Origin of the sequence: Paracoccus sp. DMF (genome assembly GCF_004407025.1) — a bacterium.
Taxonomy (GTDB): Bacteria; Pseudomonadota; Alphaproteobacteria; order Rhodobacterales; family Rhodobacteraceae; genus Paracoccus; species Paracoccus aminovorans_B.
Genome location: NZ_SOKV02000003.1, coordinates 1 through 21,036, shown reverse-complemented (window position 1 = coordinate 21,036; position 21,036 = coordinate 1). Strand labels below are relative to the sequence as shown.

The 21,036-nt window shown below is 66.2% G+C and carries 22 protein-coding genes; 10 read left to right on the top strand and 12 right to left on the bottom strand.

Annotation, left to right across the window (positions count from 1 at the left end; all coding sequences use genetic code 11):
- The first annotated feature begins 25 nt into the window (after positions 1 to 25).
- The 3 genes from E3D03_RS02360 to E3D03_RS02350 are packed head-to-tail and all read left to right on the top strand — an operon-like array spanning position 26 to position 3,162.
- Positions 26 to 757 carry an SDR family oxidoreductase gene (locus E3D03_RS02360; RefSeq protein WP_263565645.1) on the top strand — a complete coding sequence of 244 codons (732 nt, stop codon included), beginning with the start codon at positions 26 to 28 and terminating at the stop codon, positions 755 to 757.
- A gap of 25 nt (positions 758 to 782) precedes the next feature.
- On the top strand, positions 783 to 2,405 hold the full coding sequence (locus tag E3D03_RS02355; RefSeq protein ID WP_263565644.1) for an FGGY-family carbohydrate kinase: 1,623 nt from the start codon (positions 783 to 785) through the stop codon (positions 2,403 to 2,405).
- A 31-nt stretch (positions 2,406 to 2,436) separates the two neighbouring features.
- Positions 2,437 to 3,162: an SDR family oxidoreductase gene (locus tag E3D03_RS02350; RefSeq protein ID WP_263565643.1), complete on the top strand. Its 726-nt coding sequence runs from the start codon at positions 2,437 to 2,439 to the stop codon at positions 3,160 to 3,162.
- A 305-nt stretch (positions 3,163 to 3,467) separates the two neighbouring features.
- Here E3D03_RS02350 and E3D03_RS02345 read toward each other — a convergent pair whose 3' ends face one another.
- Both E3D03_RS02345 and E3D03_RS02340 read right to left on the bottom strand, forming a co-directional pair.
- Positions 3,468 to 3,716, bottom strand: coding sequence for a hypothetical protein (locus E3D03_RS02345; protein WP_263565642.1), 249 nt, complete (start codon positions 3,714 to 3,716; stop codon positions 3,468 to 3,470).
- Between the two features lie 496 nt (positions 3,717 to 4,212).
- Positions 4,213 to 4,458, bottom strand: coding sequence for a hypothetical protein (locus E3D03_RS02340; RefSeq protein ID WP_263565641.1), 246 nt, complete (start codon positions 4,456 to 4,458; stop codon positions 4,213 to 4,215).
- 198 nt (positions 4,459 to 4,656) lie between these two features.
- Between E3D03_RS02340 and E3D03_RS02335 the strand changes: the two genes are divergently transcribed.
- On the top strand, positions 4,657 to 6,030 hold the full coding sequence (locus E3D03_RS02335; RefSeq protein ID WP_263565640.1) for a PLP-dependent aminotransferase family protein: 1,374 nt from the start codon (positions 4,657 to 4,659) through the stop codon (positions 6,028 to 6,030).
- On the opposite strand, the gene E3D03_RS02330 is transcribed toward E3D03_RS02335, so the two are convergent.
- The 3 genes from E3D03_RS02330 to hmgA all read right to left on the bottom strand — a co-directional run bounded on the left by E3D03_RS02330 (position 6,027) and on the right by hmgA (position 9,330).
- Positions 6,027 to 6,443: a DUF983 domain-containing protein gene (locus E3D03_RS02330; protein WP_263565639.1), complete on the bottom strand. Its 417-nt coding sequence runs from the start codon at positions 6,441 to 6,443 to the stop codon at positions 6,027 to 6,029. The genes E3D03_RS02335 and E3D03_RS02330 overlap by 4 nt on opposite strands.
- A gap of 211 nt (positions 6,444 to 6,654) precedes the next feature.
- Positions 6,655 to 7,860 carry a fumarylacetoacetase gene (gene fahA, locus E3D03_RS02325; RefSeq protein ID WP_263565638.1) on the bottom strand — a complete coding sequence of 402 codons (1,206 nt, stop codon included), beginning with the start codon at positions 7,858 to 7,860 and terminating at the stop codon, positions 6,655 to 6,657.
- 108 nt (positions 7,861 to 7,968) lie between these two features.
- Positions 7,969 to 9,330 carry a homogentisate 1,2-dioxygenase gene (gene hmgA / locus E3D03_RS02320; RefSeq protein WP_263565637.1) on the bottom strand — a complete coding sequence of 454 codons (1,362 nt, stop codon included), beginning with the start codon at positions 9,328 to 9,330 and terminating at the stop codon, positions 7,969 to 7,971.
- A gap of 122 nt (positions 9,331 to 9,452) precedes the next feature.
- Here hmgA and E3D03_RS02315 point away from each other — a divergent pair, with 122 nt between their 5' ends.
- Positions 9,453 to 9,869, top strand: a complete 417-nt coding sequence (locus tag E3D03_RS02315) for a MarR family winged helix-turn-helix transcriptional regulator (RefSeq protein WP_263565636.1) — start codon at positions 9,453 to 9,455, stop codon at positions 9,867 to 9,869.
- A gap of 574 nt (positions 9,870 to 10,443) precedes the next feature.
- Here E3D03_RS02315 and E3D03_RS02310 read toward each other — a convergent pair.
- On the bottom strand, positions 10,444 to 11,097 hold the full coding sequence (locus E3D03_RS02310; RefSeq protein ID WP_263565635.1) for a GntR family transcriptional regulator: 654 nt from the start codon (positions 11,095 to 11,097) through the stop codon (positions 10,444 to 10,446).
- Between the two features lie 160 nt (positions 11,098 to 11,257).
- On the opposite strand from E3D03_RS02310, the gene E3D03_RS02305 reads away from it, so the two are divergent.
- Genes E3D03_RS02305 through E3D03_RS02295 form a run of 3 tightly spaced genes read left to right on the top strand, consistent with a single transcriptional unit; the run spans position 11,258 to position 15,547 of the window.
- Positions 11,258 to 12,637 carry an SLC13 family permease gene (locus tag E3D03_RS02305; RefSeq protein WP_263565634.1) on the top strand — a complete coding sequence of 460 codons (1,380 nt, stop codon included), beginning with the start codon at positions 11,258 to 11,260 and terminating at the stop codon, positions 12,635 to 12,637.
- Between the two features lie 33 nt (positions 12,638 to 12,670).
- Positions 12,671 to 14,029, top strand: a complete 1,359-nt coding sequence (locus E3D03_RS02300; protein ID WP_263565633.1) for a malonyl-CoA decarboxylase — start codon at positions 12,671 to 12,673, stop codon at positions 14,027 to 14,029.
- A 12-nt stretch (positions 14,030 to 14,041) separates the two neighbouring features.
- On the top strand, positions 14,042 to 15,547 hold the full coding sequence (locus E3D03_RS02295) for a malonate--CoA ligase (protein ID WP_263565632.1): 1,506 nt from the start codon (positions 14,042 to 14,044) through the stop codon (positions 15,545 to 15,547).
- A gap of 191 nt (positions 15,548 to 15,738) precedes the next feature.
- On the opposite strand, the gene E3D03_RS02290 is transcribed toward E3D03_RS02295, so the two are convergent.
- The 6 genes from E3D03_RS02290 to E3D03_RS02265 all read right to left on the bottom strand — a co-directional run bounded on the left by E3D03_RS02290 (position 15,739) and on the right by E3D03_RS02265 (position 18,919).
- Positions 15,739 to 16,518, bottom strand: coding sequence for a DUF1217 domain-containing protein (locus E3D03_RS02290; RefSeq protein WP_263565631.1), 780 nt, complete (start codon positions 16,516 to 16,518; stop codon positions 15,739 to 15,741).
- Complete coding sequence (flbT, locus tag E3D03_RS02285; RefSeq protein ID WP_263565630.1) at positions 16,515 to 16,919, bottom strand: flagellar biosynthesis repressor FlbT; 405 nt, start codon at positions 16,917 to 16,919, stop codon at positions 16,515 to 16,517. Before flbT ends, E3D03_RS02290 begins: the two co-directional genes overlap by 4 nt.
- The gene (gene flaF / locus E3D03_RS02280) at positions 16,916 to 17,284 is read right to left on the bottom strand and encodes a flagellar biosynthesis regulator FlaF (RefSeq protein ID WP_263565629.1); all 369 of its coding nucleotides are present in this window, start codon (positions 17,282 to 17,284) and stop codon (positions 16,916 to 16,918) included. The genes flbT and flaF overlap by 4 nt, the downstream gene beginning before the upstream one ends.
- A gap of 66 nt (positions 17,285 to 17,350) precedes the next feature.
- On the bottom strand, positions 17,351 to 18,193 hold the full coding sequence (locus E3D03_RS02275; RefSeq protein WP_263565628.1) for a flagellin: 843 nt from the start codon (positions 18,191 to 18,193) through the stop codon (positions 17,351 to 17,353).
- A gap of 166 nt (positions 18,194 to 18,359) precedes the next feature.
- Positions 18,360 to 18,674 (bottom strand): hypothetical protein, encoded by a 315-nt coding sequence (locus tag E3D03_RS02270; protein WP_263565627.1) that lies wholly within the window; start codon positions 18,672 to 18,674, stop codon positions 18,360 to 18,362.
- Positions 18,671 to 18,919, bottom strand: coding sequence for a hypothetical protein (locus E3D03_RS02265; RefSeq protein WP_263565626.1), 249 nt, complete (start codon positions 18,917 to 18,919; stop codon positions 18,671 to 18,673). Before E3D03_RS02265 ends, E3D03_RS02270 begins: the two co-directional genes overlap by 4 nt.
- A 123-nt stretch (positions 18,920 to 19,042) precedes the next feature.
- Here E3D03_RS02265 and E3D03_RS02260 point away from each other — a divergent pair, with 123 nt between their 5' ends.
- Together E3D03_RS02260 and E3D03_RS02255 are read left to right on the top strand one after the other, a co-directional pair.
- A complete protein-coding gene (locus E3D03_RS02260) occupies positions 19,043 to 20,176 on the top strand; it encodes a flagellar hook-length control protein FliK (RefSeq protein WP_263565625.1) in 1,134 nt (377 codons plus the stop codon).
- Between the two features lie 9 nt (positions 20,177 to 20,185).
- A complete protein-coding gene (locus tag E3D03_RS02255; protein WP_263565624.1) occupies positions 20,186 to 20,851 on the top strand; it encodes a flagellar hook capping FlgD N-terminal domain-containing protein in 666 nt (221 codons plus the stop codon).
- Positions 20,852 to 21,036: the final 185 nt, after the last annotated feature.

Here is a 21,036-nt window from a genome sequence, read left to right as displayed (position 1 = left end):
CCCCTTCCGAACACAGGAGAATAACATGTCTGAATCGCTGCAAGGCAAGGTCGCGGTCATCACCGGCGCGGCCTCGGGGATCGGGCTTGCCACGACCGAGGCGCTGCTGGCGCAAGGCGCGACCGTGGTCATGGTGGACCGCAATGCCGAGGCGCTGGCCGAGCTGACCGCGAAGCTGGGCGACAAGGCCGTCGCCCAGGTGACCGACCTGCTGGACGGGGACAGCTGCAATGCCATGGTCCCCGAGATCCTGGAAAAGGTCGACCACATCGACATCCTCTATTGCAATGCCGGCATCTATATCGGCGGCGACCTGACCGAGACGACGCCCGATGCCATCGACCGCATGCTGAACCTGAACGTCAACGCGGTGATGAAGAACGTCTGGGCCGTGGTGCCGCATATGTCGGCGCGGGGGACCGGCGACATCGTCGTCACCTGTTCCATCGCCGGCCATTTCCCGACCTATTGGGAGCCGGTCTATTCCGGCTCGAAATGGGCGATCACCAGCTTCGTGCAGGGCATGCGCCGGCAGATGATCCCGCATGGCGTGCGGGTGATGCAGGTCTCGCCCGGGCCGGTGGTCTCGGCGCTGCTGGCCGACTGGCCCGAGGAGAACCTGCGCAAGGCCAAGGAATCGGGCAGCCTGATCGACGCCTCGGAAGTCTCGGACGCGGTGGTTTACATGCTGACGCGCAAGCGCACCGTGACCATCCGCGACATGCTGGTCCTGCCGACCAATTTCGACCGCGTCTAAGCGGTCCGCCAAGCGCGAGGGTGCCATGGAGCAATATCTGATCGGCGTCGATGTGGGCACGGGCTCGGCCCGGGCCGGGGTGTTCGACCGGGCGGGCAACCTGCTCGCCTCGGCCAAGCGCGGCATCGACATGCACCGCGAGGGCGGCACCATCGCCGAGCAATCCAGCACCCAGGTCTGGGCCGCGGTCTGCGCCTCGGTGCGGGAATGCGTGACGCAGGCCGGGATCGACCCGGCCGGCGTCACGGGCATCGGCTTCGATGCCACCTGCTCGCTGGTCGTGCGGGGGGCGGGCGAGGCGACGCTGCCGGTCGGCGACCCGGCGCATCCGGACCGCGACATCATCGTCTGGATGGACCACCGCGCGCTGGAACAAGCCGAGCGCATCAATGCACAAGGCCACCTTGTCCTGCGCTATGTCGGCGGTCGCATCTCGCCCGAGATGGAGACGCCGAAGCTGCTATGGCTGGCCGAGAACCGGCCCGAGATCTATGCCCAGGCGGCGCATTTCTTCGACCTGACCGACTTCCTGACCTGGAAGGCGACCGGCGCGCTGGAGCGTTCGGCCTGCACGGTGACCTGCAAATGGACTTATCTCGCGCATGAGCGGCGCTGGGACGAAAGCTATTTCCGCCAGATCGGCCTCGCCGACCTGGCCGACCAGGGCTTCGCCCGCATCGGTGCGCGCGTCGTCGATCCCGGCACCGCGCTGGGGCAGGGGCTGACGGCTGGTGCGGCCTCGGCCATGGGGCTGCGCCCCGGCATCGCGGTCGCGGCGGGGCTGATCGACGCCCATGCCGGTGGCATCGGCACGGTCGCGGCCGGCGGCGATGCCACGGCCTGCCTGGGCTATGTCTTCGGCACCTCCTCCTGCACCATGACCACCACGCGCGAGCCGGCCTTCGTGCCGGGCGTCTGGGGGCCCTATTTCTCGGCCATGGTGCCGGGGCATTGGCTGAACGAGGGCGGCCAGTCCGCCGCCGGCGCGGCCATCGACCAATTGATCCGCCTGCATCCGGCGACGGCCGAGGCCGCGGCGCGGGCCAAGGCGGCGCAGAAGCCGCTGCCGCAATGGCTGGCCGACCGCGCGCTGGAGCTGGCGGGCCAGCCCAGCCGCGCCGTGCGCCTGGCCGACGAGCTGCATGTGGTGCCCGAGTTCCTGGGCAACCGCGCGCCCTTTGCCGACCCCCATGCCCGGGCCATCGTCATGGGGCAGGGGATGGAGAGCGACGTGGACAGCCTCGTCGCGCTTTACGTCGCCGGGATCTGCGGCCTCGGCTACGGGCTGCGCCAGATCATCGAGACGCAAGCATCGCATGGCGCGCCGGTCCGCAGCATCAGCACCAGCGGCGGTGCGGGCGCGCATCCGCTGAACCACCAGCTGCTGGCCGACGCCACCGGCATGGCGGTCGAGGTGACCGCCTGCCCCGAGCCGGTGCTGCTGGGCTCGGCCATGCTGGGGGCGGTGGCGGGCGGGGTCTATCCCGACCTCGCGACGGCCATGCCGGCCATGTCGCGCGTCGCCCGCAGCTGCGCCCCCGATCCGGCGCTGCGTCCCTTGCAGGACGCGCGCTATGCCGCCTTCCGCAGCCTGCAGGACGCGGGCCGCCAGATCCGACACCAGATCGCGGACGCGCTGTCCGCCTGAATCCCCCATCTGAAACCCCATGCGAGGCATCATGAAATTCTCGGGCAAGACCGTCATCATCACCGGCGCCGGCAAGGGCATCGGCCGCGCCTGCGCCCGGCTGATGGCCGAACGCGGCGCGCAGGTCGTGGCGCTGTCGCGCACGCAATCCGACCTCGACAGCCTCGCGGCCGAGACCGGCGCGCGCGGCATCCGGGTCGACCTCGCCGATGCCGCCGCCACCCGCGCCGCCATGGCGCAGGCGGGGACGGCCGATTACCTGATCAACAGCGCCGGCATCAACGTGCTGGAAAGCGTGCTCGACATGACCGAGGCCGGCTATAAGGCGGTTCTGGGCATCAACCTGCGCGCCGCGCTGATCTGTTGCCAGGAATTCGCCCGCGCCCGCGTCGCGGCGGGCGGCGGCGGCGCCATCGTCAACATCACCTCGATCGCCGGCCATCGCGGCTTTCAGGACCACCTGTGCTATGCTGCCTCGAAAGCCGGGCTCGAGGGCGCGACCCGGGTGCTGGCCAAAGAACTGGGCCCGCACGGCATTCGCGTCAACGCCGTGGCCCCGACCATCACCCTGACCGAGCTGGCCGCCGAGGCCTGGTCGGACCCGCAGAAAAGCCAGCCGATGATGGTGCGCCACCCGCTGAACCGCTTTGCCGAGGCGGTCGATGTCGCGCAAAGCATCGCGCTGCTCTTGTCGGACGATAGCCGGATGATCTCGGGCGCGGTGTTGCCGGTGGATGGTGGGTTTCTGGCGGTCTAAGGCAGGGTCGAAACTGGTGGAGGTTCTGAATATAGCGGTGTGATATAATTAGTAGATTAATTCAGGATATCGCATCCGGCTGGGAAAAGGGGTCGCAGGGCGGGTTCGGTTACAGCCCAACGGGGTGATACCTCATAAGGCTGGCGGGCGATGACCGGCAGATCCGCGGCCGCACCGCGCCGCGTCCGGACGGGGCCGCCGGACGATCCCGGCGGCGCTGTTTACCAGCGGCGCATCACCCTCGATGCCAGGCGGCGCGGCTCGCCCCGGAAGGGGCAGGAGGCATTTCTCGTCAGCAAGGATGTTCAGAATACCGCCCGCAATGGTGGCGAAGCCGGTGAACCTGCGATCTCCGGCTTTACCCTCGCCGGCAGGTCTTCTCGACTGCCGGTGCCGCCCGATCCGCAGGGCCTTCGGGCAAGGCGGCCGCCGCCTAGATGCACCCGGTCCATCCCGACCGAGGAGGGCAGATAGTCGTCCCATCGGGGCGACAGAAGCTCCGACAGCACCAGCCCGCGCATCAGCGCCAGAAAGCCCAGCCGGAAGCCGATCACGAACGCCTGGACCGACTACCAGGCCGCGATGGCCCCCGCCAGCACTCAGGCATCAGCCCGGCCGGGTTGACGCCGCGGCCATAGCGATACTGCCCGTCAGGGTCGTACCCATGAATGGGAGGATTACTGCTGGCGCCTGGCCAACCTGTTCAGTGCCGTAGGCATATCGCTGAACATCGCCATCGAGGCCTCGAACACCCTGGCCCTGTTCGGCCTGGTCGCGGCCGGGCTGGGCGTGACCGTCTAACCGAAAGTCTGATCGAATTCCTGGGCCGCAGCGTCGAAGTGCGCCCGATCATCCACCCGCAGTTCCGCATCAGCACTGTGCTGGCCTGGAAGCGGTCGAACCGGTCGCGCCAGGTCCGCGAATTCGTGGAGGTCGCCAAGCTGGCCGGGATGCTGTTCCGGCCCTGGGTCCGCAGGAATTTCAGGAAGGTTTCCAGCACCGGGAACCGGTTCGTGCGGTCCCAGACCGCGGTGACCGGCAGCTTGTTGGTCACGTCTCGCAGCGGGCGGCGACGCCCAGGCGCGGCAGGTTGCCGACGCAACTGGAATGGATCGCGACGCCCACCTCCGCGACCACCAGCCCGAAGATGCCTTCGCTTGTTGGACGCCTTCGGCACGAAGTTCTGGAAAGAACCCCCGGCTGCGGCACTCCGGAAGCAGAATATGTCTCCTTGCCGCTGCTGTTGCCGATGTTCAACAGCGACGCCAGCCGGGGATTGCGCAGCTTTTCCAGCATCGCCGGCGCTCAGGCCCAGCCAACCGCTTCCATGCATACAAAGAAGCGGAAATTCCGTTGCTTGTATGGACGCGAGAGATGCCGCGATCCGTCCCGCGCGCCAGACCGGATGCGTTGCCGAACCCCGCCGGCCGGGCCGGCCTTGCCTGCGCCGCTTTGCCTGCATACAATCCGCAACAATTTCCCGATTGGACCGCCATGACCTCCTGGATTCCCGTGCTGGCTGCGGATGGCAAGCCGCGCTACCTGCAGATCGCCGATGCCATCGAGGCCGATGTCCGCAGCGGCGGGTTGCGGCCCGGCGACCGGCTGCCGCCGCAACGTCGGCTGGCCGAGCTGCTGGGCATCGACTTCACCACCGTCAGCCGCGCCTATGCCGAGGCGCAGACCCGCCAGCTGGTGCAAAGCCATGTCGGGCGCGGCACCTTCATCCGCGGCACGCCGGTGCCCGCCGCCCCGATCCCCGACCCCCGGCGGCAGGGTGGCGAGGATCTGTCGATGAACCGTCCGCCCGAGGTCACCGACCCGGCGCTGATCGCCCGCATGGCCGAGGGCGTGGCTGAAATCTCGGCGAACCTGCTGCCGCTTCTGCGCTATCAGCCCACCACCGGCGGCGAGCCCGACAAGCTGGCGGCGGCGACCTGGCTGGCGCGGCGCGGCATCGCCCCCGCGCCCGAGCGCATCGCCATCGCTCCGGGCGCCCATGCCGCCATGGCCGCGATCCTATCGACGCTGGCGCAGGCCGGCGACACGGTGCTGTGCGAGCGCATCACCTATCCCGGCCTGCGCGCCCTGGCCGCCCGGCTGGGATTGCGGCTGGTCGGGATCGGGCTCGACGATGCCGGGATGATCCCGGAACTGCTCGAGGTGGCGATCCGCGACCACGCGCCCAAGGCGCTGTACCTGAACCCGGTGCTGCACAATCCGACCACGCTGACCATGCCGGAATGGCGCCGCCGCGAGCTGGCGCGCATCATCGCCCGCCACGCCCTGCCGCTGATCGAGGACGACGCCTATGGTTTCGTGCCGCAGGCGCCGCCGCCGCCCTTCGCCGTGCTGGCGCCGGCGCAGACCTGGCATGTCGGCGGGCTGTCGAAATGCATCGGTGCCGGGCTGCGGCTGGCCTATGTGGTGGCGCCGGACGGCCGCGCGGCCTTCGCGCTGGCCCAGGCGCTGCGCGCCTTCTCCGGCATGGCCTCGCCCCTGGGCATGGCGCTGGCGACGCGCTGGATCGAGGACGGCACCGCCGACCGCATCCGCGATTTCGTCAACGCGGAAAGCGCGGCGCGCCAGCGCATCGCCGCAGCAGTGCTGTCGGGCTTCCAGTTCCGTGCCGACCCGCATGCCTTCAACATCTGGCTGAAGCTGCCCGAAGGCGCCGGCCGCGCCGAGCTGATGGGCCGAATGGCCGGCCGCCATATCGGGCTGATGCCGGCCGATGCCTTTACCGTGGGCGCCGCGCCCGACGAGCATCTGCGCATCTGCCTGGGCGGCTCGGTCAGCCGCGACGAATTGCAGAGCGGGCTGCTGTTCCTGGCCGACAGCCTGTCCGGCGGCGGCTGGATGGGCTAGGCGGCGCGGACCGGGACGGCGGCGCGCGCCGGCTCGAACCCGTGCATGCCCTTGACCCATTGCAGGGCGACGAACATGCCCTTGACCGGCGGCAGCAGCGCCAGCGACAGCGCGACCGCCGCAAGGCCCAGCAGCAGCGCGATCCGCGCCGGATGATCGCCCAGCAGGCTGAACATCGGCACCAGCGCGAAGCCGATCAGATGCGCGACCAGCAGGATGACGACATAGGCCGGCCCGTCGTCGGCGCGCTGCGGCGTCAGGTCCAGCCCGCAGGCGTCGCATTGCGCGGCCACTTTCAGATAGCCGCGAAACAGGTTGCCCTCGCCGCAGCGCGGGCATTTCAGGCAGGCACCCCGCCGCAGCGCCGGCTTGAGATTGCCGGGATCCTGGGCGAGCAGGGTCGATGAGGTCATGCGCGTTTCCCTTGCAACAATCGCGGGCGCGTTCGCCGCGCCCAGGCCATTACATAGGCAATTGATCGGCAAATTTAAAGATGATTGATTGCATGCAATAATGCAATCAATCAAGGCGCTTGGACCCGCTCCCAGGCGATGCCCTTCGGCCCCGGCGCCATCCGCAGCCGGCAGGACACGGACGCGCGGCAAGATCCATGCAGCACCACGCTCACGGCCGTGCCGGCAGCACCCGGCCCAGGCAGGGGCCGAAGCCGATGCGATAGCCGTCGCCCTGCGCCTCGGCGAAAAGCCCGATCTCGTCGCCGTCCTCGATGAAAAGGCGCGGCTCGCCCCTGACCATGACCGGCAGCTTGCCGCCCTCGGTCATCTCCAGCAGCGCCCCGGCCTGGTCGGGCGAGGGTCCCGAGATGGTGCCCGAGCCCAGGAGGTCGCCGACCCGCATCGGGCAGCCGGAGCTGGTGTGATGCGCCAGTTGCTGGGCGCTGGAGTAATACATGACATTGTAATTGGTGCGCGCCATGACCTGCCCGTTCATGGTCCAGCCGACCGCCAGGTCGTAGAGCCCGGGCCGTTCCTCGGCCAGATAGGGCAGCAGCGGATTCAGCCGCGCGGCGCCGGGCGAACGGAAGGGCTCCAGCGCGGCCTGGGTCACCACCCAGGCACCGATGGTGGTTCCCAGCGCCTTGGACTGGAACGGACCCAGCGGCTGGTATTCCCAGGCCTGCACGTCGCGCGCCGACCAGTCGTTCAGCAGCACATAGCCGAAGATCATCGACTCGGCCTGCTCCACCCCGACCCGCTCGCCCATCCGGCTGTCGGCACCGACCACGGCGCCCAGCTCCAGTTCCAGGTCCAGCCGGCGGCAGGGCACCCATTCCGGGCCGGCCTCGCCCTTCACCTGGCCCATGGGCCGGCGGATCGGCGTGCCCGAGACCACGACCGACGAGGCCCGGCCGTTATAGCCGATGGGCATATGCGTCCATTGCGGCGGCAGCGCATGCGCGGGGCCGCGAAACAGCATGCCGAGGTTGAAGGCATGGTGCCGCGAGGCATAGAAATCGGTGTATTCCGTGACCCGGATCGGCAGGTGCAGCGTCGCATCCGCCATGGCGACCAGCGGCAGATCGCCCGCGGCGCCCTCGGCCAGCAATTCGGTCAGCCGCGCCCGCACCGCGCCCCAGCGCGCGCGTCCCAGGGCCATGAAGCCGTTCAATTGCGGCTGCGCGAACGTGCCGCCGGCATCGATCAGACCCTGCGCCTCGCAAGCCGCCAGATCCAGGATCAGGTCGCCGATGGCCACCCCGCAGCGCGGCGCCTCGCCCGGGCGCGAGAACACGCCATAGGGCAGGTTGTTCAGGGGGAAGCTGCAATCCGGCTGGTTGGCGCTTTCGACTCTCGACCGCAGCAGGGCCATGCGCAGCCTCCTTCTTTCTTGGGAAAATATCCTCGGGGGGAGCGCCTGCCTGCCCCCATCGAGGGGGCGGGCAGGCGCCGGGGGGCAGACAGCCCCCCGCCTTGGGCCTCACTTCACGCCCGGCGTGCCGTCGAACTTCTTCTCGAGCCGGCCCCAGACCTCGATATATTCCTGCTGCATCGGCGCCTCGCGGGCGGCGAATTCGGTCAGGTGCTGGGGAAAGCGGGTCTCGAACATGAAGGACATGGTGTTGTCCAGCTTTTCGGGCTTCAATGCGCTGGCCGAGGCATGCTCGAAGGCGTCGCGGTCCGGGCCATGCGGCAGCATGCAGTTGTGCAGGCTGATGCCGCCCGGCGCGAAGCCCTGCGGCTTGGCGTCGTAGACGCCGTAGATATTGCCCATCAGCTCGGACATGATGTTCTTGTGATACCAAGGCGGGCGGAAGCTGTGCTCGGCCACCAGCCAGCGTTCGCGGAACAGCACGAAGTCGATATTCGCCGTGCCCTCCTGCCCCGAGGGCGCGGTCAGCACGGTAAAGATCGACGGGTCGGGGTGGTCGAACAGGATCGCGCCGACCGGGGAATAGGTCCGCAGGTCGTATTTATAGGCGCAGTAATTGCCGTGCCAGGCCACCACGTCCAGCGGCGAGTGCTCGATCCAGGTCTCGTGGAACTGGCCGCACCACTTGATGACCACGCGCGAGCGGGTCTCGCGATCCTCGAAGGCCGCGACCGGGCATTTGAAGTCGCGCGGATTGGCCAGGCAATTGGCGCCGATCGGGCCGCGGCCGGGCAGGTCGAATTTCTGGCCGTAATTCTCGCAGACGAAGCCGCGGCAGGGGCCGTCCAGCACCTCGACGCGGTAGACGAGGCCGCGGGGCAGGATGGCGATTTCCCGCGGCTCGAGGTCGATCACGCCGAGTTCGGTGCAGAAGCGCAGCCGGCCTTCCTGCGGCACCACCAAGAGCTCGCTGTCGGCCGAGAAGAAATATTCGTCCTGCATGGATTGCGTGACCAGGTAGACATGGCTGGCCATGCCGACCTGGATGTTCACGTCGCCGGCGGTGGTCATGGTGCGCATCCCGGTGATCCAGGTCAGCGCCTGCTTGGGCAGCGGGATCGGATCCCAGCGATATTGCCCCAGGCTGACGATGTCGTCGCGGACGTTCGGCGCGGTCTTCCAATAGGGCAGGGCGATCGGCGCGAAGCGGCCGGTGTGATGCACCGAGGGCCGGATGCGATAGCACCAGGTGCGCTCGTTCTGGCCGCGCGGCGCGGTGAAGGCGGTGCCGGACAGCTGCTCGGCATAAAGCCCGTAGTTGCATTTCTGCGGGCTGTTCTGGCCTTGCGGCAGGGCGCCGGGCAGGGCCTCGGTCTCGAAATCATTGCCGAAGCCGGGCATGTAGCCCGCGACTGTGCCGGTGGTGGCGGCGGCGCGGATCATGCCGGCGGGCAGGGCGTGCTGGGACATGCGGCCTCCTCCCCGGGATTCATTGCCGATGCAACGAAAATACCGTTGCACTGGCAACGATGTCAACGGGCTTGTTGCGGCAGCAACGGTTTTCTGCTGATCTGCCGCCGACAGGAGGAATGATGAGCTTTGATCTGGATGGATTCCTGCCCTATCGGCTGGCGGTCGCGGCGGCGCAGGTCAGCCGCCGCTTTGCCGCGCTGTACGAGGCCGAGGCCGGGCTGAGCATCCCGGAATGGCGGGTGCTGGCGCATCTGGGCAAGTCCGGCCCGGTCAGCGTGCGCGATATCACGCAGCGGGTGAACCTTGACAAGTCGGTGGTCAGCCGGGCGGCGACGCGGCTGGAACAGGCGGGCCATCTGCGCAAATCCGGCCATGACAGCGACCAGCGGCTGGTGGTGCTGGAGCTGACCGAGGACGGCCGGGCGCTGATGGCGCGGCTGGGCCGCATCGCCGATGCGTTCCAGGCCGAGCTGCTGTCCGAGTTGGGCGAGGATGCGGCGCCGCTGCTGCGGGCGCTGGATCGGCTGGACCGCTAGCTTGCGGATTCCTGGCCCGATGCCGCGGCCGCTTTCCAGCGCGGCGCAATCGTAGGCGTTGAGGACCGGGCCGGTGCGGGCGAAACAGCATCCAGGCTTCGGGGGTGATGCCATGGTCGCAACCGCAGGCAGGAGCGCGTGATCAGCCCCTTGGCTTCCAGCCGCTCGGGTCGATGCGGCGGAATCCCGTGCCGACTCCGGCGTAGAAACCGGGATCGCCCAGCAATTCGGGCCGGTCTTGAGAAGGCGGTGTCGCCAGCCGGGCGCGGACAACAACCTGCGCAGTGGGCGGTTCGATTACCGACCTCCGCAAGCCTGCAGGGCGGCGACGCGGCGGCCGTCGATCCGCTTTTGCGGCGTGGATCAGGTGATGACGGCGGCGGACGACAACCCGGCCGGGCTGGGCGGGACAGTCGATCTGGCGGCGGTGGGCGGATGGCTGCAACCCGGTCAGGGCTGAATCGGCAGGCACAGTGCGGGCCAGCCGAACGCGCCCGTCTGCGGGAAGCAGTCCGGGCTTGGCCTGTTCGTCTGAAAGACTGCTCCACCGTCGGAGGGCAGGCTGCCGCGACCCCTAACCCTTGCGCGTCGCGGCGATCAGGTCGTGGAAGCGGTCGCCCTGGACGATGACATGGTCGCGCAGGGCGGTGGCGGCGGCCTCGGCATCGCCGCCGCGGATATGCGCGACCACCGCGTCATGCTCGGCGAACGAACGCGCCATGCGGTTCCGGACCTTCAGCTGCATGCGCCGATAGGGTTGCAGCATGGCATGCAGCCGCGACGCCTCGCGCTCGAGGAAGGCGTTGTGGGTCGCGCGATAGATGCAATGGTGGAAATCCGAGTTGCGGGCGTAATAGGCCTCGACCTCGCCGGCCTCGGCATGGCGGCGGCAATCCTGGTGGACCTGTTCCAGCGCGGCCAGCTCGGCCTCGGTGATGCGGCGGGCGGCCAGGCGGCCGCAGGTCGCCTCGACCTCGGCCATGACCTCGAAGCGCTCGGCCAGCTCGCTCGGCGTCCATTCGGTGACGAAGGTGCCGCGCTTGGGCACCACGCGCACCAGGCCCGAGGCCTCGAGCTGGTGCAGCGCCTCGCGGATCGGGGTGCGCGAGACGTCGAATTCGCGCTCCAGCGCCTCGGGGTCGAGCCGTGCGCCGGGCAGGTAGACGCCTTCGACGATGGCATTCTCCAGCGCGTTGCGGATGCGGAGCGTGTTCGGAATCGCGGCCATGGTCCCCCCTTGCCCCAAGAATAGGCATCCGGCAAAGATTTATCCATGGCCAAGTCTGTTATATACAACAACCCAAGGCCGGATGTATAACACCGGGAAGGGATTCGCGGGCTTGGGAGGGCTCGCGCACCCCGGAGGGTGCAAGGAGGAGGAGCCGCGCATGACCCCCTATCTGATTTCGATCTATGCCCTGGTCGCCATGTTCGTCGTCGCGACGATCTGGCCGATCAATATGGGCGTGCTGGCCTTTGTCGGCGCCTTCCTGGTCGGCACGCTGATGGCCGGCCAGACCACCAAGGACATCATCGCGGGCTTTCCGGGCGGGTTGTTCCTGACGCTGGTGGGCATCACCTGGCTGTTCGCGCTGGCGCAGAACAACGGCACCATCGACTGGCTGGTGCGCATGGCGGTGCGCGCGGTCAAAGGGCGCATCGCGGCGATTCCGTGGATCATGTTCGGCATTTCGGCCGTGCTGACGGCGGTGGGGGCGGTCAGCCCCGGCGCCGTCGCCATTGTCGCGCCCATCGCGCTGGGTTTCGCCTTTCGCTATCAGATCTCGCCGCTGCTGATGGGCCTGATGGTGGTGCATGGCGCCCAGGCCGGGGGCTTTTCGCCGATCAGCATCTATGGCGGCATCACCAATGGCGTGGTGCAGAAGGCCGGCCTGCCGCTGTCCGAAATGACCACCTTTGCCGCCAGCTTCCTGGTCAATGCGGCGGTGGCGCTGATCCTTTTCGCGGTCCTGGGCGGGCGCAAGCTGATGGCGGCGCGCGATAGCGTCGAGCCGGTCACCGTGCCGCATGTCGAGATCGCCCGCCCCGCCACCGGTCCGCAGATCTTTGGCGACAGCGAGGCCGAGGCGCTGAGCCGGCGCATCGGCGCGGAAGGCGGCGGCACGTCGAACCGGCTGGTCGCCGAAGCCGAGGAAGGCAACCAGCCCGACGGCACCCCCTATCAGATCGCCACGCTGGCCGGGCTGGTGGCGTTGGCGGTGCTGGTCCTGGCCTTCAACCTCGACATCGGCTTCGTCGCGCTGACCATCGGCCTTGCGCTGGCGCTTTGGGCGCCGACGATGCAGAAACGCGCCATGGCCCAGGTCGCCTGGCCGGAAATCATGCTGATCACCGGGGTTTCGACCTATGTCGCGGTGCTGGAACACATGGGCACCATCGACTATGTCGGCGAAAGCGTGGCGGGCATGGCCTCGCCCATGCTGGCGGCCCTGATGCTGTTCTTCATCGGCGCGGTGGTCTCGGCCTTTGCCTCGTCCACGGCGGTGCTCGGCTCGCTGATCCCGCTGGCCGTGCCGTTCCTGCAGGCGGGCACCGGCGTCGGCGCCATCGGCTTCATCGCCGGCATGGCGGTCGCCTCGACCATCGTCGACGTCAGCCCGTTCTCGACCAATGGCGCGCTGGTGCTGGCCAATGCGCGCGGCGTCGACCGGCAGGCGTTCTTCCGCCAGCTGCTGGGCTATGGCGCCCTTGTCACCGTGCTTGCGCCGGTGGTGCTTTGGATGATCTTTGTCCTGCTGCCGGGCTGATCCCGGCGGCCCTGTCGAACGGAGGCCCGTGACATGACACCCTCGACCCGCCGCGCCCCGCCGCGTCCCGCCTTTCTTTCCGAGCTGTTCGAGTCGCTGACCGACCGCACCCGGCGGCTGCTGGGCCGGCGCGACGGCGGGGCGGTGCCGGAAGCGCCCGAGCTTTCCGAACTGGCCGAGGCGCTGTTGTCGCGGCGCGGCGAGGCTTCGGGCGTGGCGCTGGCGCAGGGGCTGCTCGACGCCTTCCAGCGCGCCGATCCGGCCGAGCGGCTGGCCTTCCTGGTCACCCTGGCCGAGCGCTTCGGCCCCGATGCCGAGGCCGTGGCCCGGGCGCTCGACACCCTGCAACGCGATCCCGCGGCCGTCGAGGCGCTGCATATCGCCAGCGAGCCCCGGCGGCAGGAGCTGCTGCGGCGGCTGAACCTCGCCCCCGGCGGCACGGCGGCACTGGTGCGGATGCGCGAGGAATTGCTGCGCCATCTCAAGGATACGCCCGCCCTGCGCCGGGTTGATGCGGATTTCGCGCATCTCTTCGCCAGTTGGTTCAACCGCGGCTTCCTGGGCCTGCGCCACATCGACTGGGACACGCCGGCGAGCATCCTGGAAAAGATCATCCGCTACGAGGCGGTGCATGCGATCCGGAACTGGGACGACCTGAGGAACCGCCTGCAGCCGACCGACCGGCGCTGCTACGGCTTCTTTCACCCGCAACTGGTCGACGAGCCGCTGATCTTCGTCGAGGTGGCGCTGACGCGCGAGATCCCCGGCCATGTCGCGGGGCTGCTGGACCTGGACCGCAAGCCCATCGCCGCAGAGCGCGCGGATACGGCGGTGTTCTATTCCATCTCGAACACCCAGCGCGGGCTCGCGGGGGTCAGCTTCGGCAATTTCCTGATCAAGCAGGTGGTCGAGGAGTTGAAGGCCGAGCTGCCCGGCATCCGGACCTTCGTCACCCTGTCGCCGGTGCCGGGCTTTGCCGGCTGGCTGGCGGAACAGCGCGCCGACCCGAATTCCGAACTGATCGACGCCGACCAGCGGCTGGCCTTCGCGGTGCTGGACCGGCCCGACTGGCACCTGGACCCGGCGGTGGCCGAGGCGCTGCGCGCGCCGCTGCTGGCCGCCGCCGCCAGCTATTTCCTGGCCGCCCGCGATGGTCGCGGCCGGGTGATCGACCCGGTCGCCCGCTTCCATCTCGGCAATGGCGCCCGGCTGGAGCGGCTGAACCATCTGGGCGACGTCTCGCAGAACGGGCTGCGGCAATCGCACGGGCTGATGGTGAACTATCTCTATGACCTCGAGCGCATCGAGGCCAATCACGAGGGCTATGCCGAGCGCGGCGACGTCGCCGCCTCGGCCGCGGTCGGCCGCGCCCTTGTCCAACCGAACGCCTGAAAGGACCGGCGCATGAGCGAGAACCTTTTCGACATCCTGGAGCGCGGCATCGCCGACCCCGAGGCCACCGCGATCGAAACCCCGGCGGGCGAGCGCCTCCGCTACGCCGACCTGGTCGCCCGCACCGGGCGGATGGCCAATGCGCTGGTGTCGCTGGGTGTGGCGCCCGGCGACCGCGTCGCCGCGCAGGTGGAGAAATCGGTCGAGGCGATCGTGCTCTACCTCGCCACCGTACGCGCGGGCGGCGTGTTCCTGCCGCTGAACACCGGCTACACCCCGGCCGAGATCGACTATTTCGTCGGCGATGCGCGCCCGCGCGTCTTCGCCTGCGATCCGGCGCGCGCCGATGCGCTGGCCTCCATCGCCGAAGCGGCGGGCGCCCGGCTGATGACGCTGGACGGCGACGGGCGCGGCGCGCTCGCCGATGCGGCGGATGCCGCCGCGCCGGCATTCGCCACCGTGCCGCGCCAGGCGGACGACCTTGCGGCGCTGCTCTATACCTCGGGGACGACGGGGCGGTCGAAGGGGGCGATGCTGACGCATGACAACCTGGTCTCGAATACTCTGGCGCTGCGCATGGCCTGGCACTATTCGGCCGAGGATGTGCTGATCCACGCGCTGCCGATCTTTCACACGCATGGACTGTTCGTCGCGACCAATGTGACGTTGTTCTCGGGAGCCTCGATGATCTTCCTGCCCCGCTTCGACGTGGACCGCATCTTCCAGGCGATGACCCGCGCCACCGTGCTGATGGGCGTGCCGACCTTTTACGTGCGGCTGCTGCAGGACGACAGGCTGACGGCCGAGAATACCAAGGGGATGCGGTTGTTCATCTCGGGCTCGGCGCCGCTTCTGGCCGAGACGCATCGCGAATGGCAGGCCCGGACCGGCCACGCGATCCTGGAACGCTATGGCATGACGGAAACCAACATGAATGCCTCGAATCCCTATGACGGCGAGCGCATCGCCGGCACCGTCGGATTGCCGCTTCCGGGGGTCGAGATCATCGTCACCGATCCCGAGACCGGCACCGAGCTACCGCGGGACGAGATCGGCATGATCGAAGTGCGCGGCCCGAACGTGTTTTCGGGCTACTGGCAGATGCCGGAAAAGACCGCGGCGGAACTGCGCGCAAACGGCTTCTTCATCACCGGCGACCTGGGCAAGATCGACCAGCGCGGCTATATCCACATCGTCGGGCGCGGCAAGGATCTGATCATCACCGGCGGCTACAACGTCTATCCAAAGGAGATCGAGGCCGAGCTCGACGCCCTGCCAGGGGTGACCGAAAGCGCGGTGATCGGCCTGCCGCACCGCGATTTCGGCGAAGGCGTCACCGCAGTTCTGGTCGGCCCCGCGCCACCCGCGGAGCCCGAGGTATTGGCGGCGCTGGAAGGCCGGCTCGCGCGATTCAAGCTGCCCAAGCGCGTTGTCGTCGTCGATGAACTGCCGCGCAACACCATGGGCAAGGTCCAGAAGAACCTGCTGCGCGAGAGGTTCAAGGATCTTTACGAATAAGGGGCGATTCCGCCGAGGCGACGACAGGCTTTGACGCTGCTTTCGGGCGGCGTCACTCCTGTCCTATCTCCGGCGCCCCTCTGCCGCCCCCTTCTGCCTTTCTGTCCCTGCAATCCCCGATTGCCTTGCAGCTTCGAAGTAATCGATCTGCTGCAGATCCCGAGTATCCCTTGGGCTCCAGATGCCTTGGATCATCCCCTCAGCAATGTAAGGGCATTTGCATGGCTCGATGCGGTGGAGGACGCCTGGATCTGGTTGCGCAAAAGATACCTTCGAACAAGCGAATCCACAGAGGTGGACGACTCGAACTGAGCTGCTGAGTCGGATCCTGTGAACTGCTCCGTCTTCGACTTGATCTCGGAAAGCTGTCGGTCGATGGGAAGCGCGGAGAAACTGCTGCCAAGACCATAGGCGACTTGAAATATCTGGCGCAAAGACTTGGAGCCGAGAATCTGGTACCATTTCGCATTATCGCTGGTTTCCGAGGATGCAAGGCTCGGCAGTTCTCGCTGGGCGTTCAACGCCAGTTCGATTTCCGGATAGCGCTCGCCAATGTTTTTCTCGAAAGAGCGCTCGTCATACTTTGTGATGATCGCGGCGGCGTCGACTGTTCCGGACGAAGCGGAACCGCTCAACTTCATTTCTTGATTCATCTTTAGGTAGCGTTTGTCAGCCAGCCTGTTGACCAAGCTCGTTTCGTCATTCGGATCTGCTTCAAGAACCTTCTTGATGAAAAAGCGGTTATTTATGTCAGCATCCAGGCCGAATGCACGCAGCGTCACGGTAAGAAGCTTGTAGTTTCCGACAAGCTCATCCGCACTGCTGATGCCAGAGATGTTTTTCGTGAAATATTCCTTGACCGATTTCTCGGAGACAGTTTGCGAGAAAACCTCTTTCTGACGCGCCATGCTGCGCTCGAGTATCTTCCAGCCGACGTAGCCGCCAGACCCGACCTGGACATTGTATGTCATGACTTATACACCGCCAAGAGACGCTTCTCGCGCGAGAGTAGTGCCCGTATGTGCTTGAGCGTGCGATAGTAATCCTGCTCCGCCGTAGCCTCGGTCGCCATGGCGAGGACAGATCTGCTGTCCGAATCGGTAAAGACATGCGAGAGCTGCTCAATGCCCAGCAGCAGTTGTCGATGGCCTTCGTCCCGATCGGCATCACCGCTGAGGATGAGCTGACAGATGTAGCACAGGCGTGAGACGGGCGAGTTCACCTGGTCCGGGTGGATTGCATCCTTGAGGCGCAGGACATTCGCATTGGGAGTGCGAATGGAGATCTTTGCCCGCTTTTCGCCGTTCTCGATAACGGCGCCATTGATCAAGACGCGCTCGTTCGGCGCGAGTTTCAGGATGAGCCCGGTCACGGCTGAACCTCGCCGCGCAGGCCTTTCATGATCTTCAGATTGATTTCGATCAGCGGCTCAGCCGACGCATTTTCCGAGAGCACTTTCTGACCACGTTTGATGCAAAATATTGCCAGAGAGAGCAGCCCTGCCTTGACCTGCTCCGGCAGGGCATTGGCGGGCTGAGCCAGATCGGCGGCCAAGACGGTCCAGAGCTGATTGTTCGCATATGCTGCCTGGATCATCGCGCGACGCTCACCGGTGTCGATTGCCTGTTGCAACTGTCGGGTGATACGCGAAAATGCCAGGTATTCCTGGTCGCGCTCCGTGCGGATGTGCTGCGATCCGAATTTTGCAGATTGATTCTTCAGCGAGGCGAAAGTCACGTCGGAAACCCCATTCTAGGCTTTTGGCAGGTCAAGGGGCGCCCGGAAGGGCGCCCCTTTTCAAGTTCAGCGGAACAGCGACAGGATGGTCTGCGGCGCCTGGTTGGCGATCGACAGGGCCTGCACACCCAGCTGCTGCTGGGTCTGAAGCGCCTGCAGACGCGCCGAGGCTTCTTCCATGTCGGCGTCGACCAGAGCGCCCGAACCAGCCGCCAAGTTATCGGCCAGCTTCGAGACGAAGCTCGACTGATCGTTGATCCGCTTGGCGGCGGTACCCAGAGCCGTCGCACCCGTGTTTGCGATATCGAGCAAAGCCTCGATCTCGCCCAACGCGGTAGCCGCGGTGGCGCTGTCGGTGATCGTCGTGATGGTCGCACCGACAATGTCGGCTTCGAAGTCGACGGAGGCCACGGTGATCGAGACGGCGGTCGTCGCAACGGTACCCGAGGTCCGGTCCACCGAGGCGAGAACCGAGAAATCAGTCTCACCCGGCAGCGGGTTGGTCTTCAGCAGGTTCACACCGTTGAGCTGGCTGGCGTTCACGATGGCAGTGATCTGGTCCTTCTTCGCTACGATCTGGCTGTTCATCGTCGCGAATTTGCTCGCGTCGCTGCCAGCGCCAGAGGCGAGAGCCCGCATTTCATTCAGAAGCTCCTCGACCTGTTCCGCACCGTCGCGACCAGTCGTGACGACGGCTTCGGCCAGGTTCAGGTTGCTCTGAATGGTTTTGAAGACGCTCTGGTCGCTTTCCATCACTTTCGAGATCGACCAGACGGCAGCGTTGTCTTGCGCATTGGCAACCGTCTTGCCGGTCGAGATCTCATTCTGGGTCTTGGCCAGATTCGAGTTGATGCTCTTCAGGGTCTGAAGGGCCACCATCGCGCTGTTGTTGGTCAGAATGCTGGACATTTTTATCTCCGTTCATTGGGCTGTTTCACCCATGTTTACAAGGTTCGGCCTTCTGACCTGCGGGACGGGCCCGGTGATCTGCATCACGCTGTCCGGTGTATCCGTCGAGAATGAATAAATCCTGAATTCCGCCATCGTTTCAATTCGAATGTCGGAAAAAGTTTATTCAAAACCTTTTCTCGCGGGGCGGCGCAACCTCGCTGCCAATTCGCCGGCCTTCGCGATCATAGGTATCCAGCTTGCGCGACAGGGCCGAGATCTCGGCGAACTGACGTTGGGCGGCCGCAACCCCCTCGCGTGCCGCCTCGGCCAATGTCCGAACGGCAAGCAGAACCTGCGAACAGGCATTCACGCTGTCCTTGCGGACCTGTCCGGCCAACAGAGATTTTTCGAATTCCATCATCTTTTCAAGGGCTATGCCCGGTTCCGACGCGATCAGATGCCGCTTTGCCTGTTCAAGAAAGGTCAGTGCCTCGGTCATTTCCCGCCTCCATTACCGGGGATGAGCTTCAGGTCGATCCTTTCGCTGATCGCCTGCGCATAAGCGTCATTCAGCATGCTCGCGAATTGCGATTCGCCTATGCCGCCGCCGAACTCGCCGCTGGCTTCGCGTGGGCCGGCGTATTTCAACATTTCCGAGAGGAACGCTTGCTCCAGGCCATCCGCCATGCCGCGCGCGTTTTTCAGCGGTGGCTGGCTGATCCTGGCTATAGGGCTGACATCCAAGAAAGCCTCCTGATGAATAAAAGTTTCGACAGCTGAGACTTTACGAGTGATCGGTAAATATTTGGTAATCACCCTGTGCCAATGTCGTGCAAGTCGGTTCGGCTGCGAAAGGGTTGTCTGCGGATGGAAATCATGAGCTTGCAAGGCGGCGCGCCGGCTCCGGGGCAGGCGCCGGTCGTGACCGAGCGCAGCAAAGGTTCGGGCGCTTCCGCGTTTGCGGCGCTTTTCGAGGCATCGGCTGTCACGGCCGAGGAAGATGTCGCGCCTGAGGAGAACGGCGAAGATATTGATGAAGCGCAAGATCCGGAAGGCCAGGTGGAACGCGACGCGATCCCCGAAGCACCGCTCCTTGTCTCACCTTCGCTCGATGCGGCGCTTCTTCCCACGGAAGAAGAGACACAGGGCATCACGTTTACGGTTGAACGCGAAGCCCCTCCTGTCGTTACCGGCGGCGGGACGGATGTCGTGCTGCCAAACACGCCTTTGGGCGCGGCTGGTCAGGAAGGGTCGGCGCCCGGTTCACTGGCCACGACCGCCGTTGCCCAGAGCAGCCCAGGCGAATCGGCTGACGCCGAAGACCCGTCGCCCGCACCGACAGCGACAGTCCGTGAGAGCACGCCGAATCAGTCCGTGTCGGTATCATATGCTGACTCGGCGCCACCGCGTGGCGTGAGCCCAGCCGTGGATGCCAGGGCGCCGCAGCCGGAAAAGCCGGCAGCGAATCAAGCTGACGATAAGCCTGACAAGACGGCGTCATTCGACTTGCCGGACCAGACCGCCGTGGCGATTTCCGTGCATGAGGGCAAGGCCGCAACCGCACCGCCGGAAGCCCACGGGAGCATGCGCGCGCAGACTCTCACCGAGCCGCGGCATGTATTGCGGCAACTGGGCGAAAAACTTTCCGAAGGCGCGGAGGGCGTGGTCGAGATCGCGCTTTCTCCCGAGGAGCTGGGCAAGGTTCGGCTGGTGATCGCACCCGGCGAAAAGCCCGCCGTGACCGTCTTTGCCGATCGACCCGAGACCTTTGATCTCTTGCGCCGCAACGCCGAGACGCTGGACAGGGAACTGCGCAATGCCGGCATTTTCGGAGCGGACATCTCGTTCTCGGGCGGGAACGAAGGGCGTGATCGCAGCAATAATTCCGTGCGCGAACTGCGCGGCTCCGGTCAGCGCGACCTAAACAACAGTCTCGCCGAGCACGTTGTGCCGGCAAGACCTCGGCCGACCGTGGATCGGCGAATCGACATCAGAATCTAGGATCAGCAGATGGCAAGCATATCGGCGGCAACAGGCGTGGGTTACTCCAGCAGCCAGAACAGCACGGGCACCGCGTCCGAAAGCAGCGGGACGAACAGCGAGTTCGAAACCTTCCTCAAGATGCTGACGACCCAGATCAAGAACCAGGATCCGCTCAACCCGATGGAGGGAACGGAATTCGCGGTGCAACTGGCAACCTTCTCGGGGGTCGAGCAACAGGTTCAGACCAATCAGTTGCTCAGTCAGCTGCTCGAGGGGAGTAGCGGCGGCGCCCTGGGCCAGTTGTCCGGCTGGATCGGACGCGAGGTCCGCACCAGCGCGCCGGTCTGGTTCGACCAATCTCCGATGACGTTGCAAATCGAGAGCGTGGCGGATGCGGACAAGATTGAGCTTGTCACCGTGGATGCGCAGGGGAATGAAGTTCTGCGTGAAAGCATCGGCACCGGCTCGGGCGAGGTCGATTGGCAAGGCAAGCGCACCAATGGCGATCTTTTGCCCGAAGGATTGTACAGCTTCCGCATCGAAGGCTCGAAAGATGGCACGATCCTCGAAACCAAAGAAGTCGAGGCCTACACCCGCGTGACAGGCGCCGAGATGACGACGGACGGAGCAAGGCTGGTGCTTGCGGGCGGCGGCTCGGCCATGCTCGACGAAGTAACGGCATTGCGAGAATGAGAAGCGGGCCGGGAGCCGCGCCATGAGGCAGAAAAGGTCAGCATTTCACCGCCCTCGTCTCCGCGATTGTCTGTTCGAGGGGGTTCAGACAAGGTGGAACAATGAGGCCTTGACGTTCCCCCAAGCTGGGTTGACAATGGATAGTGACCTGCCCCCCCCCCGAATTTCCCTCGCCGTGATGTAGA

Coding starts and splice junctions, on each gene's coding strand:
- E3D03_RS02360 (WP_263565645.1), top strand. CDS start 26: ATGTCTGAATCGCTGCAAGGCAAGGTCGCGGTCATCACCGGCGCGGCC.
- E3D03_RS02355 (WP_263565644.1), top strand. CDS start 783: ATGGAGCAATATCTGATCGGCGTCGATGTGGGCACGGGCTCGGCCCGG.
- E3D03_RS02350 (WP_263565643.1), top strand. CDS start 2,437: ATGAAATTCTCGGGCAAGACCGTCATCATCACCGGCGCCGGCAAGGGC.
- E3D03_RS02340 (WP_263565641.1), bottom strand. CDS start 4,458: ATGCTGGAAAAGCTGCGCAATCCCCGGCTGGCGTCGCTGTTGAACATC.
- E3D03_RS02335 (WP_263565640.1), top strand. CDS start 4,657: ATGACCTCCTGGATTCCCGTGCTGGCTGCGGATGGCAAGCCGCGCTAC.
- E3D03_RS02330 (WP_263565639.1), bottom strand. CDS start 6,443: ATGACCTCATCGACCCTGCTCGCCCAGGATCCCGGCAATCTCAAGCCG.
- fahA (WP_263565638.1), bottom strand. CDS start 7,860: ATGGCCCTGCTGCGGTCGAGAGTCGAAAGCGCCAACCAGCCGGATTGC.
- hmgA (WP_263565637.1), bottom strand. CDS start 9,330: ATGTCCCAGCACGCCCTGCCCGCCGGCATGATCCGCGCCGCCGCCACC.
- E3D03_RS02315 (WP_263565636.1), top strand. CDS start 9,453: ATGAGCTTTGATCTGGATGGATTCCTGCCCTATCGGCTGGCGGTCGCG.
- E3D03_RS02310 (WP_263565635.1), bottom strand. CDS start 11,097: ATGGCCGCGATTCCGAACACGCTCCGCATCCGCAACGCGCTGGAGAAT.
- E3D03_RS02305 (WP_263565634.1), top strand. CDS start 11,258: ATGACCCCCTATCTGATTTCGATCTATGCCCTGGTCGCCATGTTCGTC.
- E3D03_RS02300 (WP_263565633.1), top strand. CDS start 12,671: ATGACACCCTCGACCCGCCGCGCCCCGCCGCGTCCCGCCTTTCTTTCC.
- E3D03_RS02295 (WP_263565632.1), top strand. CDS start 14,042: ATGAGCGAGAACCTTTTCGACATCCTGGAGCGCGGCATCGCCGACCCC.
- E3D03_RS02290 (WP_263565631.1), bottom strand. CDS start 16,518: ATGACATACAATGTCCAGGTCGGGTCTGGCGGCTACGTCGGCTGGAAG.
- E3D03_RS02275 (WP_263565628.1), bottom strand. CDS start 18,193: ATGTCCAGCATTCTGACCAACAACAGCGCGATGGTGGCCCTTCAGACC.
- E3D03_RS02270 (WP_263565627.1), bottom strand. CDS start 18,674: ATGACCGAGGCACTGACCTTTCTTGAACAGGCAAAGCGGCATCTGATC.
- E3D03_RS02260 (WP_263565625.1), top strand. CDS start 19,043: ATGGAAATCATGAGCTTGCAAGGCGGCGCGCCGGCTCCGGGGCAGGCG.
- E3D03_RS02255 (WP_263565624.1), top strand. CDS start 20,186: ATGGCAAGCATATCGGCGGCAACAGGCGTGGGTTACTCCAGCAGCCAG.